The organism is Pseudomonas sp. 14A, assembly GCF_018132745.1.
Lineage (GTDB): Bacteria > Pseudomonadota > Gammaproteobacteria > Pseudomonadales > Pseudomonadaceae > Aquipseudomonas > Aquipseudomonas mercuritolerans.
Genome location: NZ_JAGRQJ010000014.1, coordinates 395,430 through 409,747 on the forward strand (window position 1 = coordinate 395,430; position 14,318 = coordinate 409,747).

General features: G+C 59.5%; 13 protein-coding genes and 1 pseudogene. 2 read left to right on the plus strand and 12 right to left on the minus strand.

The window, feature by feature from the left end; translation table 11 throughout:
• Positions 1-263: 263 nt before the first annotated feature.
• From PS14A_RS26635 to galE, 7 genes and pseudogenes are all read right to left on the minus strand, one after another.
• Positions 264-377: pseudogene (locus tag PS14A_RS26635) on the minus strand (metal ABC transporter ATP-binding protein); the annotation flags it as partial.
• A 135-nt stretch (positions 378-512) separates the two neighbouring features.
• The gene (locus PS14A_RS16500) at positions 513-2,591 is read right to left on the minus strand and encodes a YjbH domain-containing protein (protein WP_212616766.1); all 2,079 of its coding nucleotides are present in this window, start codon (positions 2,589-2,591) and stop codon (positions 513-515) included.
• Positions 2,588-3,349 carry a capsule biosynthesis GfcC family protein gene (locus PS14A_RS16505; RefSeq protein WP_212616767.1) on the minus strand — a complete coding sequence of 254 codons (762 nt, stop codon included), beginning with the start codon at positions 3,347-3,349 and terminating at the stop codon, positions 2,588-2,590. Before PS14A_RS16505 ends, PS14A_RS16500 begins: the two co-directional genes overlap by 4 nt.
• Entirely contained in the window at positions 3,346-4,011 is a 666-nt protein-coding gene (locus tag PS14A_RS16510; RefSeq protein WP_125927269.1) for a YjbF family lipoprotein, read from the minus strand. The genes PS14A_RS16505 and PS14A_RS16510 overlap by 4 nt, the downstream gene beginning before the upstream one ends.
• 12 nt (positions 4,012-4,023) lie before the next feature.
• Positions 4,024-5,085, minus strand: a complete 1,062-nt coding sequence (locus tag PS14A_RS16515; protein WP_249121315.1) for a polysaccharide biosynthesis/export family protein — start codon at positions 5,083-5,085, stop codon at positions 4,024-4,026.
• Positions 5,086-5,230: 145 nt separating this feature from the next.
• Complete coding sequence (locus PS14A_RS16520; RefSeq protein WP_016775457.1) at positions 5,231-5,467, minus strand: hypothetical protein; 237 nt, start codon at positions 5,465-5,467, stop codon at positions 5,231-5,233.
• 231 nt (positions 5,468-5,698) lie between these two features.
• On the minus strand, positions 5,699-6,715 hold the full coding sequence (gene galE / locus PS14A_RS16525) for a UDP-glucose 4-epimerase GalE (protein ID WP_212616769.1): 1,017 nt from the start codon (positions 6,713-6,715) through the stop codon (positions 5,699-5,701).
• A gap of 387 nt (positions 6,716-7,102) precedes the next feature.
• Between galE and galU the strand changes: the two genes are divergently transcribed.
• Together galU and PS14A_RS16535 are read left to right on the plus strand one after the other, a co-directional pair.
• Positions 7,103-7,936 carry a UTP--glucose-1-phosphate uridylyltransferase GalU gene (gene galU / locus PS14A_RS16530; protein WP_041477294.1) on the plus strand — a complete coding sequence of 278 codons (834 nt, stop codon included), beginning with the start codon at positions 7,103-7,105 and terminating at the stop codon, positions 7,934-7,936.
• A 31-nt stretch (positions 7,937-7,967) separates the two neighbouring features.
• Entirely contained in the window at positions 7,968-8,381 is a 414-nt protein-coding gene (locus tag PS14A_RS16535) for a mannose-1-phosphate guanylyltransferase (protein WP_071173032.1), read from the plus strand.
• A gap of 115 nt (positions 8,382-8,496) precedes the next feature.
• On the opposite strand, the gene PS14A_RS16540 is transcribed toward PS14A_RS16535, so the two are convergent.
• The 5 genes from PS14A_RS16540 to PS14A_RS16560 all read right to left on the minus strand — a co-directional run bounded on the left by PS14A_RS16540 (position 8,497) and on the right by PS14A_RS16560 (position 14,306).
• The gene (locus PS14A_RS16540; protein WP_212616770.1) at positions 8,497-9,630 is read right to left on the minus strand and encodes a GDSL-type esterase/lipase family protein; all 1,134 of its coding nucleotides are present in this window, start codon (positions 9,628-9,630) and stop codon (positions 8,497-8,499) included.
• Positions 9,631-9,808: 178 nt separating this feature from the next.
• Complete coding sequence (locus PS14A_RS16545) at positions 9,809-10,858, minus strand: acyltransferase (protein ID WP_212616771.1); 1,050 nt, start codon at positions 10,856-10,858, stop codon at positions 9,809-9,811.
• A gap of 12 nt (positions 10,859-10,870) precedes the next feature.
• Positions 10,871-11,974 carry a hypothetical protein gene (locus PS14A_RS16550; RefSeq protein WP_024013616.1) on the minus strand — a complete coding sequence of 368 codons (1,104 nt, stop codon included), beginning with the start codon at positions 11,972-11,974 and terminating at the stop codon, positions 10,871-10,873.
• The gene (locus PS14A_RS16555; RefSeq protein ID WP_212616772.1) at positions 11,965-13,197 is read right to left on the minus strand and encodes an oligosaccharide flippase family protein; all 1,233 of its coding nucleotides are present in this window, start codon (positions 13,195-13,197) and stop codon (positions 11,965-11,967) included. The genes PS14A_RS16550 and PS14A_RS16555 overlap by 10 nt, the downstream gene beginning before the upstream one ends.
• Complete coding sequence (locus PS14A_RS16560; RefSeq protein ID WP_041477306.1) at positions 13,194-14,306, minus strand: polysaccharide pyruvyl transferase family protein; 1,113 nt, start codon at positions 14,304-14,306, stop codon at positions 13,194-13,196. Before PS14A_RS16560 ends, PS14A_RS16555 begins: the two co-directional genes overlap by 4 nt.
• Positions 14,307-14,318 lie beyond the last annotated feature (12 nt).

Consider the following 14,318-nt stretch of genomic DNA (forward strand, 5'->3'; position numbering starts at 1 on the left):
GTGCGCCTCTGTGGGAGCGAGCCTGCTCGCGATGGCGGTGGGTCAGTCAATGATGATGTCGGCTGACACGACGCTATCGCGAGCAGGCTCGCTCCCACAGGGGTTTGGGTGATGACCAGGATGTGTGGCGTGATGCCGTCCAATTGTGGGAGCGAGCCTGCTCGCGAAAGCGCTGGGTCAGATGATGAAGATGGTGGATGTGCCGGCGCCTTCGCGAGCAGGCTCGCTCCCACAGGGGTTTGGGTTATGGCCGGGATGTGTGGCGTGACGCCGTCCAATTGTGGGAGTGAGCCTGCTCGCGAAAGCGGTGTGTCAGGCGATGGCGATGTTGAATGTGTCGGCGCCTTCGCGAGCAGGCTCGCTCCCACAGGGATCAGGGTTCGGGTCGAAAACTGTGCTGTAACACAACCCCCTGTGGGAGTGAGCCTGCTCGCGAAAGCGTTGTGTCAGGCGATGCAGATGTTGGATGTGCCGGACCATTCGCGAGCAGGCTCGCTCCCAGAGACCAGCGCTTACTCGGTAATCTTCTCGAAGTTGCGGTAGAACATGTCACCTTCCCGGCTATCCGTCATCGAGTGCAGTTGATAGCTGCGGCTCAGTCTGGCGCCGCCATCTCGGGTCAGTGGCGCCCAGACCAGGTTGGCGCGGCGCATGGTCGACATGCTCATCATTTCGTCGAACGGGATCGACAGGTACAGCCCCTTGTCGAAACTACCTTCGCCATATTCCGCGCTGCTGGCCGTGGTGATGGTTGCCCAGGCACCGACGCGCACGCCGTTGAAGAACTCACGGGAGATATCCACGGTGGTGCCCCAATCCCCGGCCAGATAACGACCGACACTGACCGCCGCCAGCGTATCGAATGGCAGGTCGGTATAGCCGGTGATATGCCCGGTCACGACCGAGTAATCGCGCAAGGCAAAGCCCTGATCGAAATCACGCTGGCGCACCCAGTTCAGGTCCGCGCCCAGCGACCAGCGCTCGCCGGTCGGGCGGAACAACACTTCCGCGCCGACGCCGGCAAACATCGACTCCAGATAGCCGCCGTACACCATGCCGTACAAATCCTTGTCCAACTGCTCGGCATGACTGACCTGGAACAACGGCATGGTCGTGTTTGACGTGGTCAGGTACTGGCGCAGATCCGTACGCACGCGGGGCAATCCGCTCGGCGCGTCGTAGACGAATTTGTCGAAGTTGTTGACCAGGTTGGCGCTGAGCAAACCGCTCCACCAGGTGTTGCGGTTGAAGCGATATTCAGCGTCCGCATCAGCACTGAATTGATAGAGCAAACCGTCCGGGCCGCCGACGTTCTGCTTGAAGCCCAGCCCCGCGCCATAGCTGAAATGCTGCGGCGCTTCGGTGTAGAGGGTTTTCTCGTTGTGCGGCATCGCCGGGTTGATTTCGGTAGTACGGTGCAGCGACTCCAACGGTTCTTCATTGTTGATCACTTCGCGAAAGGTCTGGCGCGGCAGGCTGGTTTCTTCGAGCGGCAAGTCATAGCGCTTGTTGACCACGGTGAACCAGTCGATGTCGTCGTTGACGCTGTTGTCGAGAATCCGACTCGCGCGGCCAACGGCTTTGGACGAATGGAAATAACGCTGCTGCTCGCCATAGACGATCAGTTCGGAATCGCGCTGGCTGATGCGCTCGACCTTGTACCCGGCATTCTGCTGCAAACGCCGCGACACATCGGCCCAGTTGACCTGTTCCATCGAGGTCGTCGGCGCCTTCGCCGGCAGCGGTTCGGGGGTCGGATCGTAGGTCTTGGCCGGCGCCTTGCGGCTGACGAAATTGGTGTGAAACGTCACGCCGAACATCGCCGTATTGCCCCGCTCCCACGCGGCGCTCAGGTCGATCGAATCGGTCACCTTGAACACCGCGCCAAGGTTGATCGGCGAGTCCTGTTTGATCTCGTTGTCCTTCGGCTCGTTCTTGTAATCGTTGCCTTCGAACTCCAGCTTCAGACTCAGCCGATCCCAGGGCGTCTGGTAGCTCACGCCACCAAACAGCGAAGGCTTGCCGCGAAAGTACGAGCCGGAGTTGACGTCACCGGTGCCTTCCAGCGCCGGGCGCGTATCGAAACGACTGCTGACGTAGCCCAGCGGGTTGTCGAAGTCGCCGCGATTACCGATGTAGCCCCAGGCAATGCCGGCGCTGAAGTCGAAATTGTCGAAGCGCTTGTTGGCGACGAAGAATTCGCTGGAGAACAAACCGGTACCACCGATATCTCGAAAGCCCAGCGCCACTTCCGGCGCCCAGTGGCTTTCCTGCCACAGGCGTACCTTGGCGTCGACCGCCTTGTCCTTGTAGCTTTGACTGCCGCTGAGGGCCTCCGAGCCGTACGGCCGGTTGGTGATCGCGGTGTAGCGAAACGAACCTTCGAGCCAGTCCAGCGGTTGCAACGACACGCTGTAGCGGCTGTAGGGATCGGTGCGGTTGGCATTGACGCTCAGCTCGCCGGCCGGGGCCATGCGCGCCGTCGGCGTCTGCAACAGACCGGCGCCACCGAAGTCACTCTGGGTGATGCGCGGCTCGGCGTGAGCCAGACCGCAGGGCAATAACAACACAGCTGCAAAACGTAACTTCAACGAACCACCTCGGCCAGCTGCGTGGCAATGAATTCGGCCAACTGCTGATTCAATTCAGGAAGAGGCGGATCTAGATCATCATTTTTTATCGGCACCAGAATCCTGCTGCCGGCCACCGGAAACTGCCCGCTCTCGCGATTCCAGTGCGCGATGCCGACGCGCCGCGACACGCCGTTGGGCTGGATCAGCCACAGGTAATCGGCCTCGGCATCGTCGAGAATCGAGCAGCCTTCCAGGTATTCACGAGCCTCCTGCAGCGGCTGATAGGGCAAGTGACATGGCTCGGTGACCGCGCCCAACACCTGCACTTCATCAACCCGTTTCGGATAGATCAGCCGATCGCCGTCATCCAGACGAATGTTGCGCGCGAAGCCGACTTCCACCGCCACCGGATCGAGGTCAGCGATCTGCCGCCCGGTCACTGGCATCTGTCGAACTTCTTCAGCAACGCGCTGTGCCAGTGCCGCGCGGCTTGGCCGATCAAACAGCGTCGCCATGCGCTGCAGCACCTCGAGATCGAACAGCACACCAACCTTGAGCCGCGTCTGTTCCTCGACCAGCGACTGGCGCAACAAGCCGCCCGCCAGCCAATAGCCTTCGGCATTGGGCACGGCTTCGCTGATCACATCGAACAGGCGTCCACCCGGCGGCAATGCGATCGGACCGGGATTGGCGACGTCGCCGGACACAGTGACGGCGGCCTGACTCGCCCCAGCGATCAGCAAAAGGCCCGCCGCGATTAGGCTTAAGCGCCTCACGGCAGATGCCTGCGGTCAGGAGTCAATTGCACCAGCTTCACGCGCAATTGCGAGGTCAGTTGCTGCTCGCTCTGCAGAATGAAACCGTCCCGCGGGTCGACCCAGTAACGGTTGGTCGCACTGAGGCCGATGGCTGGCGCGTCAATCTGTTCATCGACGCGCAGCACCGAGTAAGGCTTGTCGAGAATTTCCAGGGTTTCGGTGGCGCGGCGCGAGAAGCGGCTGTTGACGATCACGCCGACTTCCTGGCCTTTGTACAGATCGATCCAGCGCCGTGTGGTGAAACCGTCGGCGACGTGATGCAGACCGTGCTTGAACGGCGAGTCATCGGCCAGCCGCGTGCCATCCAGGTCGCCTTGCAGGCCGAGGCCGATACTGCGCACGGCGAGGCCATCGCGCAGCAGCAACACCTGCTTGCCGGAAGCGACCCAGAATTGCAGGTCTTCGCGCTCGCGCACCAGCGCCAGTACACCTGAGCCGGATGGCGTGGTCAGTTTCAGTTGCGGGTAGTTGACCCCGGCGACCTCGGCCGCTGTCACATCAACCTCGTCGGGGCCGACGACGGCGGCCTTGAGGTTGTTCAGCGATGCGCTCATCAGCGGGTTACAGCCGCACAGCAACGAGGCCGCCATCAGGCAGACGCCCACTTTCAATAGGTTCACAGTCGGGCGGCCTTATTTGCTGTTGTTGCTGTATTCGCTCCAGTTCTTCGCTGCCGAAGCCCCGGTGCCGACAATCGACGCCGACGGCACCAACTGGCTGATGAAACGGTTCCAGCGCGTAACGTTGGCCGGGCCGACGTAGACGACATCCTGCGGCCGCACCTGAAAGTGCGAGGCCAGCGCCATGGCGGTCGGCGATTCGGCTTCGAGCTGATAGATCTTGGCCGGCTCGACGTCGAGATTTTCCACGCCGCGAATCACGTACACCGCATTGCCGTTGGAACTGGTCTGACTCAGGCCACCGACCGAACCGAGCACGTCGGACAGGTTCATGGTTGCGGTCTTGAAGCTCAGCGCGCGCGGCTGGTTGACTTCGCCCATGACGTAGATGCGCTTGTTGTCGTTGTACGGCAGATACAGCTGATCGCCGCCCTTGAGGTAGACGTTCTGCAGTTCGGAATCCTGCTGATTGAGCGAGTCGAGATTGAGCGGATACACCCGCCCGTTGCGCGTCAGCAACAGCCCGGACAAGTCAGCATTGTTGGTGTCGATGCCGGCGGAACCGAGGGCCTCGACCACGCTCAGCGGATTGGTCGAAATCGCTTGCGGGCCGGCCTTCGTGACGGCGCCGGTGACCACGACTTTCTGGCTGGCGAAGCGCAACACCGCGACGTCGACCTGCGGCTCGGCGATGAATGCCGACAAGCGTTGTTCGATGTCGGCGCGCAGTTGCTGGATGGTCCGGCCGGCGGCCTGGACTTCCTTGATGAACGGGTAATACAGCGTGCCATCGGAGCGCACCAGACGGCCGTTGGCATCGATCTGTTGTTGCGCGCCGGAGGGGGCAGTCAGCTCCGGGTGATCCCAGACGGTGATGTACAGCACGTCGTTGTTGCCGATGCGATATTCCGCTGGCGTCACCAGCAGCTCCGCCGGCAGCGACTCACGCTTCTGGATGGCGCGGTTCATGGCGATCAGCTTGGGGGTGATCGGAATCAGCTCGACCCGACTGCTTTCGCTGGCGCCCTGGCGGGTGATATCGCTGGTGCTCAGGTACTGGCCGGGGGAAAACATGCAACCTTGCAAAGCGAAACTTGCCAACATTAAAAGATAAACACTACGAGTCATAATGGCACTACGCTATTCAAGGGCGAATCCAAAAAACAAAGTCACCCGACTTGCGTCGGGCGACTCTGTACTGCACTAACAAATGTTCCTGTTAGTTATGCGTGCCGGTTGTACCGGTGGTACCCGTCGTACCGGTGGTACCACCGTTGGCACTACCGCCGCTGTTGGACGCCGCTACAGCACTGGCAACCATTGCAGTACTGGCCGCTGGCGCTTGCGAAGCCGCCACACTGCCACCTACATTGGTTACCGCTGTCAACGGCGCTTCAGCTGCGGCAGCCCAGTTGCTCAACATCGTCAACAGGGCAACTGCCATCACTTTTTTCATAACAACTCCTTTCTAACATTCGAACTGTTAAAAAACAGATCTGTGTCAGAGCTGGTAGCTTTCAAGTCCGCAAAGAGCGCGAACAAGATCCGTTGTTCTTCCACAGTCCTGTGCAACTGCTAAAAGTCGAACGGCAGGTTTATATCTACGGATTTGCAAAAGGCATTGCCAGTGTAATTTCCCGACGTTATCTAACAAGCTGACTGAAACTAACATCGGACTAAATGGCCATCATCGCGAATAACCGTTGGGATGATTCGATTGCCAGCGCCAAGTGTCGGCGACCATGTCCTGCAAGTTGCGCGTGGCCTTCCAGCCGAGTTCTTTCGCCGCTTTCGACGCGTCGGCAAAACTCTCGGCGATATCACCGGCGCGGCGCGGCATCATCCGGTACGGCACTGGCCGCCCGCAGGCCTGTTCGAAGGCATGCAGCACTTGCAGCACGCTGTAGCCATCGCCGGTGCCGAGGTTCCAGGTGTGAATGCCGGTGCGCTCGCTGATCGACTGCAACGCTTTCAAATGCCCATCCGCCAGATCGACGACATGAATGTAATCGCGCACGCCGGTGCCATCGGCGGTCGGGTAATCGTTACCGAAGATCGACAGCTCGCGCAGGCTGCCGACCGCGACCTGGCTGATATACGGCACCAGATTGTTCGGGATGCCGTTGGGGTCTTCGCCCATGTGCCCGCTGGCGTGAGCGCCGATCGGGTTGAAATAGCGCAGCAGCGCAATGCTCCAGCGCGGCTCGGCGAGGCTCAGGTCGCGCAGCACGTTCTCGACGATCAGCTTGGACTGGCCGTAGGGATTGGTCGGATTGCCCGTCGGAAAATCCTCGCGAATCGGCATTTCTTCAGGCTCGCCGTACACCGTCGCCGAGGAACTGAACACCAGCCGGAACACCCCCGCCGCTGCCATCGCCTGACACAGGGTGATGCTGCCGCCGACGTTGGTTTCGTAGTATTCGAGCGGCTTGCGCACACTCTCGCCCACGGCTTTGAGCCCGGCGAAATGCAGCACGGCGTCGATCTGATGCTCGCGGAAAATCCGGTCGAGCAGCGGCCGATCGCAGACATCGCCGCGAACCATCCATGCACTTTTGCCGCAAATGGCTTCAACAGCGTTGAGTGCTGCATCGCTGCTGTTACAAAGATTATCCAGAACGACAACTTCATAACCTGCCTCAAGCAATGCAAGTGTGGTATGCGAGCCGATATAGCCGGCACCACCCGTTACCAGAATCTTCATAGCGCGGTCCGTCATTGAATAAATACCCGGTAGCGTGTCAAGCCATGCCTGGTGGATATGCGGAGCAATTCACACAAACAGGGCGACAACAACCTCAAACAAATTCAGTTCAACCACTGGCAATAATTATTTTTGCCGGTCAAACTGTTTGACGGATACTTATTAGCACTCCCTGGACACTTATCACTATCGACAGATACCGACTAAAAATAACTAATAACCAAGTAGTCGACATCTCATAACATTAGCGCTTTTTAACAGCGCAACTAATTGCCAGCAACAACCTGACTCGGGTATTAAAGTAAGCCTTCAATAATCATTGAAACTTGCCGCCACTTTGTGGTGCGCAACCGTCGCCTGTGTTCCATGACTGTCCAGGATACTTTTATGATTCGTAAATGTTTGTTCCCCGCTGCCGGCTACGGCACGCGTTTCTTGCCGGCGACCAAAGCCATGCCGAAGGAGATGCTGCCGATCGTCAACAAGCCGTTGATCGAATATGCCGTTGAAGAAGCACGGGACGCTGGCCTGCAACACATGGCCATCGTCACCGGCCGGGGCAAGCGCGCGCTGGAAGACCACTTCGACATCAGCTACGAACTCGAGCACCAGATCCGTGGCACCGAGAAAGAGAAATTCCTCGCCGGCACCCGCGAGCTGATCGACACCTGCACCTTCTCCTACACCCGTCAGGTGGAAATGAAAGGCCTGGGCCACGCCATTCTCAGCGGCCGCCCATTGATCGGCGACGAGCCGTTTGCCGTGGTGCTGGCCGACGACCTGTGCCTGAACCTCGAAGGCGACGGCGTGCTGTCGCAGATGATCCAGCTGTACAGGAAATTTCGCTGCTCGATCGTCGCCATCCAGGAAGTCCCGGCCGACCAGACCCACAAGTACGGGGTGATTGCCGGTGAGCTGATTTCCGAGGGCATCTACCGAGTCAACAACATGGTGGAAAAACCGGCGCCGCAGGACGCGCCGTCGAACCTGGCGATCATCGGGCGCTACATCCTCACCCCGGACATCTTCGACCTGATCGCCGACACCGAACCAGGCAAGGGCGGCGAAATCCAGATCACCGACGCACTGATGAAACAGGCGCAGAACGGCTGCGTGCTGGCCTACAAATTCAAAGGCCTGCGCTTCGATTGCGGCGATGCCGAGGGTTATCTGCAGGCGACCAATTTCTGCTACGACAACGTGTACCTCAAGGGCCGCTGAGACGGCTCCCCACCACCAGAGGCAGGCAACCATGAACATTGCACAACATTCGACAGAGATTGAACGTGAGGTGGGCAACCTCGGGGTGATGAGCTGGTTGTCGCGCCATCAACCGCTGCCCAGCGCCAACGAAACCTGGCTGGGCACGATTCTGCTGGTGGAGCGAATCGGTGTGTTTCCTGCGTCCGGCGATATTCGCCGGCCGATGCGCGATCCTTATCCGCTGCTCGCGCACCTGAAGGCGTTGTATGGCGAACAGGCGCTGGAAATGGATGACCGCGATGGCCTGAAGGTGATCTTCAGCGACTGGCGTTTTCGCGTGCGCATCTGTTGCAACGACCCGGCGATCATCATCAACGTGGAAACCCGTTGTGATGCGCGGTTGATGCCGCGCAAGCTTGACGAACTGCTGGGGCTCATCGACGCCTTCAAGCACGACGCCTGATCACCCGGGCGTCACGCCGATCCATTGTGGGAGCGAGCCTGCTCGCGAAAGCGGCGGCACAGTCAGCATTTCGGTATCTGACACGGCGCCTTCGCGAGCAGGCTCGCTCCCACATTCAAATTTTTGCAGCGCTGCCGCACCCAGTCTCGTGCCCCATGATCCAGCCATAAAAATAATCGGCAATCACCTTCCCGCCCGTGGCCGGCAACGGATGAATCTTGTCCGAGCCGATCATCGCGCTGGCGTAGCGTTTGACGTCGGGGCCGAATGCGCATTGCAGGTTGGCAAAACCGAGCTGCTGCTCCCGCGCCCACGGTTCGAGCACCTGCGCATAGGCCGACATCGGATAAGCGCTGGAGCGCGTGGTGTCCTGACGCATGATCAGGTTGATGCTCGCCGCCGGCTGAATCTCGCGCAGCATGCTCACCAGGCCCTGAACGTTTTGCAGGTACTGCGCAGGTTTGACGCCGAAGCCCTGATCGTTGCCGCCGAGCATGATCAGGTAAACGTCGGTCGGGATCTTCGACACCACGGCTTTCCACTGCGTCTGCCACTGAGGATCGGCGTGATAGAAATCCGCCGAGGCCGCGCCGGAGGCCGCCAGTTTCGACACCCGAATGCCCTTCTCATCATTCGTCATCCAAAGGCCGAACAACGTGGGCGCGCCCTTCACCACTTCCAGTCTGAATGACCAGTCTGCGGCTGATGGAACGCCCGCTAGCGCGACTTCCTGAACGCCTGAGCCTGCGAGTTTCAACGGTTGCCAGGCTTGCGCGGGCGACCAGCGATAGCGCAGCTCGTCGGCTTCGCCGCTGCCCAGATACAACAGTTTCGCCTGAGTGACCGTGGTATCGATGCGCGGCGAAGGGCCGGCATCGACTTGCAACCAGGCGCCGGGGTTGCCGCTGATCGTGCGACTGTCCGGGCTGGCCTGGCCCAGTTCGGAAACCTTCCAGCCGCCGCCGAAGTATTTGTCGCCGCTGCGGGTGTATTTGAAATGCGTGCCGCCCAGCGCCGCGCCGTGGTTGAAACCGACGTAACCGGGGCCAGCGAAACCCACCTCGGCGGCCACTCGCTGCACCAGTTTGTTCAGGTAGAAATCCTGCCCGGCGGTGTAGCTATCGCCGATCACCGAAACCGCCAGCACCTTGCCGGCCTTGCCCTCGCGCCACTGCGTAAAGCGCTGGCGGGCATCGTCTATCGTGATGGCCGAGGGGGCGACTGGTTGAGGGGCGTCTACTGGCATCATTGAATATTTCCTTTGTCCGGGATGGCCCCTTCGCGAGCAGGCTCGCTCCCACAAGGATGGTGTGACTTGCACGAATCCACTGTAGGAGCTGACGAGTAAAACGAGGCTGCGATCTTTTGATCTTCGCAAGCCACGACAAAAGATCAAAAGATCGCAGCCTCGTTTTACTCGTCAGCTCCTACAGGGATGATTGCGTCTGCACCACCGGAGCGACAATCACCGGCGCTTTCTTCTTCGCCGCGCGCTCGCCAAGGAACAACACCGAGGTGAAATTGAACCGGCTGAACACCATCGCCAACAGCACCGGCCCGAGCAATCCACAACTCAGACCACCGAGCACCAGCAAGCTCTCATCCTTCACACCCAAGCGCCCCAGCACCACCCGCGAGGTCGCTGCGAACAGCACATGAAACAAGAAAATCGCATAGGAATATCCACCGAGCCAGGTCAGCGCTTTCGAGCGCATGTCACTCGACAGCAATGCGATACAAGACACGCAACCCACGGTCAAACCAATCAGGCTGCGGCGATCGACAATCAGCTCACGATCAATCGCCGCGACATACAACAGCGTCAGCGAGATCAGCACAAACAACAGCGGTCCGATCACTTTGAAACGCTGCTTCAAAACATCGACATTTTCCTGACCGATCATCCCTGCAACAAAAAACGGCAGCAGGTAAATCGCACCGTTGATACCGAACGCATCCAGCGGCAACGGCGGCAGCAGGAACAACACCGCCGCAAACGCAAACAAGCCATACAGCCGCGTCGCCGAACGCAGCAGGCCGCGCCATTCCAGCAAGCCGACGAAGATGAAAATGCTGAACACCGCCTGCAGAAACCAGAAGTGGTTGATCGGTACCCAGAACGACAACAACGCATCGATCACGCCGACGTCCTTGTTCACCCCCGGCCCCACCGCTTGCAGCACCGAGAACGGCACACCAACGCAGAACAGCGGCACGATCAGCCGGCGCACCTTGCCGGCAAAGAACGCGGAAAAGTCATTGCCGCGAATCTTGTAGATCGAATAGATGTAGCCGGAGATGAACGTGAACAGCGGCATGCGCACGTACACCATCGAGTCGGCGATGATCCGGAACGGCGAGCCGATGTCGATCTTCAAGCCGCCGCCCAGCGGGCCGATGACGTGATAGAGCACCAGCAGCAGGCACGCCAGGCCGCGCAGGGTTTCGATTTCCAGGGATTTTTTCTTGCTCGACATAGAGCACCTGCCTTAAGTGAGAATTCTTGATTCGACCTGCGCCGGTTTGTTCGCGCGCAGCATCAAGCCCAGGCCGACGAACAACACCGGCACCACCATCGAGAAATGGCGGGCGAAGGAGCCGAAGTCCGGCTCGAACAAGCCTTGCACCAACAGAAACGCCAGCGGAATCGCGATCAGTTCCTTGGGTTTGGTCTGGATCGGCGCGCCCTTGTAGTCGGTCGAAGTGATGACTTTGAACAGCAGCAGTGCAGTCATGATCATCAGCGCAACGAAGATCACCTGCCCCGGCCCGGACAGCAGAATCAGCTCAACCGGGAACGACAGGCGGAAGAAAATGATCATCGAATCCAGTGCCTGGGAGACGAAGTCACTGCCGCTGAGCCACGAAACGATCAGCGACTTCGAGCCCTCCTCGCCCGCCGTGCGCAGCTCGTTGTTGCTCGCGCGGATCGACGACACCGGAAAGCCCAGCGCCAGCTGAATGGCCATGGCCACCGCCAGATAAAACAGGAACAGCATCAGAAAGAAGGTGAAGCGCGAGACGTACTTTTTCATCACGCAGACGCCGACCCACGACAGCGAAAACAGGATCCAGTACGGCCGGATCAAAACGCCGTAAATCACCGCCGAGAGGAAAAAACCGCCGCGATATTTGCGCGTCAATGCGCTGAGCAGAATGCTCAACACCGCCACCGACACGATGATTTCCTTGGTCAGGTTCTCAAGGAAAAACGAACGCACGATGCCCCATAGGCACAGGGTGCCGAAAATGGTCAACGGCATGCGCCGGAACACCACTACCGGAATTGCGGTGAGGAAGAAATTGCAGAACATGCCGTAGGCCCAGGCATTGGTCAGGTTGATCCCGGTGGGCCGCAGCAGGAACGCCGAACACTCGTAGGACGAGCGATCCGGCGAGAACGGGTTCCAGAAATTGCAGTTGTCGGCACGCGCATACGACGACCACAAGGTCATCGCATCCGGCCCCGGATCACGCGGCACCAACAGCGGCATCGCCACTGACAGAAACAGCCCGGTGAACAGGATCAGAAAGGAAATCGACGAATCGAATTTGCGCCCACGAAACTCGATGCGCGGCAATTTCAGGCCCATGACAGCGCAACCTTTTTCGCGCCGGTGACACGGGTCAACACTGCAATCACACTGAGCTGCACGACGATGGCGAAAACGTTGCCCCACGCCGCGCCGTAGATCGAGTAATGCTTGATCAGCACATAGCTGACCGGCACTGAAATCAGCAGGCAGAGCGCCGCGCTGGCCAGCGACACCCGGCTGTTTTTCGAAGCAATCAAACCGCCCCAGACAATGTCGCCAATCGCCCGCAAGGCGAAGGAAAAAATCAGCACCGCGAGTAGCGCGTTATCCGGACGCGGCACGCTGGCGGCGACGTAATCGAGCAGCACATTGAAAAACACATAGATCGCCACGGCTACAACGGCGGAGACCACCAGCGAGCGCACCACCCATTTGTTGACGAACAGTTGCCTGACCGTGAACGCCTGTTGATCGGCCTGGAAACGCTTGGCCAACACCGGAATGCCGACCACTGCCACCACCGCATACGACAACGCCTGCAAAGTGTTGGCCGCGGACCACGCGTACACATATTTACCGAGGCTGGCGTAGGGCTCGAGGTCGATGATCAGAAAGCGCTCGGCGTACTGACTCAGGGCGATCAGACCGGTGCCGAGATAGAACGGCAACCCGGCCTTCCACACCGTCGCGGTGTCCAGCGGCGCGGCTTCGCGGCCCTTGTGCACGTTCACCACGATCAAATAACCGGCGATGATTACCAGCACGTTGGCGACGACCCACAGCCACAACACACTGGCGATGCCCGCGACCCAGCCGAGCACCATGCCGCCCACCGCCAACACCGCCCACAGGCCGGTCTTGATGAAGAACAGCAGAGCACCGGCGGTGGCTTTCTGCGCAGAAAACACGAAGGAATTGATTTCGAACGACAGGTGTTCGGTGAGCAGCACCAAGGTTACGCAAAGGATCAACGTGGCGGTCGCTTCCACCGACTGGAACAGCGAATAGATCAGTACCGTCAGCACCGACAACAACAGCCCCACCGCCAGATACAGCAGCAGAACCTTGTCGACCACCCGCCGCGAACTGCCGCCGACGCTGATCAGCCGGTTGATTTCGGAACTGAAGCCGACGCTGTAGAACTTCGATGCGATCAGCGAAGCCGCGACCACCACACCGTAAAAACCCAGCGCCTCGTAACCGAGGTAATGGGTGATGACCAACACCAGCAAGAACTTCGCGCCCAAGGCTCCGCCGCGAAGCAACAGCCGAAATATCATCGAACGACACCCTTGATGATTTCGTCCATGGCCACGGTTTTCGCCTCGATCTCGCGGCAAGTGTCGGTCAGGCGCTTGCCGAAATCCGCCAAGGCATTGGGCGCGTAAACGGTGTTGATGATGGTGTCGACGTCGATATCGCCGCCGTTGATCACCCAGTCCTCGACGCCCATGTCCTGATAGGCGCCAAAGCCTTTGCGCTCGTAGCTGATGTGATACGCCGGCACGCCGGAGAGCAGCGATTCGATGGCGCCGTGCAGACGCACCGAGATCACCAGGTCCGGTTGGTATTTGGCGATGGTTGCCTTCAGCGACAGCAGATCTTCGTTGATGCCCAGCTCGCGGTAGAACGCGCCGTCATCGTTGCCACGTACGGCGCTTTGCACAGCGCAGACCACTTTGCTTTTGTTCTTCAGACGCTGCAGCAGCAGTTTCAGATTGGCCACGTAAGCGACCTTCTTCTCCTTGCTCCACTCCGGTGGCTTGCGCAGCACCACGCACACCGTCGCCGGCGAAGCGGCGCAGCGAGTGAATTTCGGTTGCTGAAGAATCTTGCTCGCCAGCGACTGCACCGCCAGATCCGGCGCGCGGTAGACGTTTTCGCAAGCATCAAAAATCGCCGAGGAACGGTTGTCACGCACGAACACCGCATCAGCGCTGGCGTAGTGTTCAACGATCTTGCTGCTCTCGCCGTGGAACGGGCCGATGCTCTGTGGCAGGTACACCGACGGCACTTTGCTGAGAATCGCGGTTTCCAGTTGCTTGGCATGTCCGAGCTTCAGCTTGATGTGCTCGAAGGCGCTTTTCGAACGCATGTAGCCGCCGCCGACACCGACGATCAGATCGGTTTTCTTCAGCAGATCGGCGAGCCCGGCGTAGGACTGATTGAGAAACACCGCTTGCTTGACCCGGCCCAGCCCCTTGGCCGCCATTACCGGCGCATCGAAACGTGGGTGCGGCAAGTAATTGAACGACTCAGGGTCGGACGCCACGACACTGATCGCGGTGTCGTCACCGAAGTTACGCTGCACCAGAGCAATGGCCAGATCGACGAGCAGACCGTCACCGGAGTTGGACGCACTGTAGCCATGCAAAATCGTTACGTTCATAAGCTTGAGTTC

What these genes read in the sequence shown, in the direction of transcription:
- PS14A_RS16560 (WP_041477306.1), bottom strand. Translation starts at nt 14,306, where the DNA reads ATGAACGTAACGATTTTGCATGGCTACAGTGCGTCCAACTCCGGTGAC.
- PS14A_RS16515 (WP_249121315.1), bottom strand. Translation starts at nt 5,085, where the DNA reads ATGTTTTCCCCCGGCCAGTACCTGAGCACCAGCGATATCACCCGCCAG.
- PS14A_RS16555 (WP_212616772.1), bottom strand. Translation starts at nt 13,197, where the DNA reads ATGATATTTCGGCTGTTGCTTCGCGGCGGAGCCTTGGGCGCGAAGTTC.
- PS14A_RS16535 (WP_071173032.1), top strand. Translation starts at nt 7,968, where the DNA reads ATGAACATTGCACAACATTCGACAGAGATTGAACGTGAGGTGGGCAAC.
- PS14A_RS16540 (WP_212616770.1), bottom strand. Translation starts at nt 9,630, where the DNA reads ATGATGCCAGTAGACGCCCCTCAACCAGTCGCCCCCTCGGCCATCACG.
- PS14A_RS16520 (WP_016775457.1), bottom strand. Translation starts at nt 5,467, where the DNA reads ATGAAAAAAGTGATGGCAGTTGCCCTGTTGACGATGTTGAGCAACTGG.
- PS14A_RS16550 (WP_024013616.1), bottom strand. Translation starts at nt 11,974, where the DNA reads ATGGGCCTGAAATTGCCGCGCATCGAGTTTCGTGGGCGCAAATTCGAT.
- galU (WP_041477294.1), top strand. Translation starts at nt 7,103, where the DNA reads ATGATTCGTAAATGTTTGTTCCCCGCTGCCGGCTACGGCACGCGTTTC.
- PS14A_RS16545 (WP_212616771.1), bottom strand. Translation starts at nt 10,858, where the DNA reads ATGTCGAGCAAGAAAAAATCCCTGGAAATCGAAACCCTGCGCGGCCTG.
- galE (WP_212616769.1), bottom strand. Translation starts at nt 6,715, where the DNA reads ATGAAGATTCTGGTAACGGGTGGTGCCGGCTATATCGGCTCGCATACC.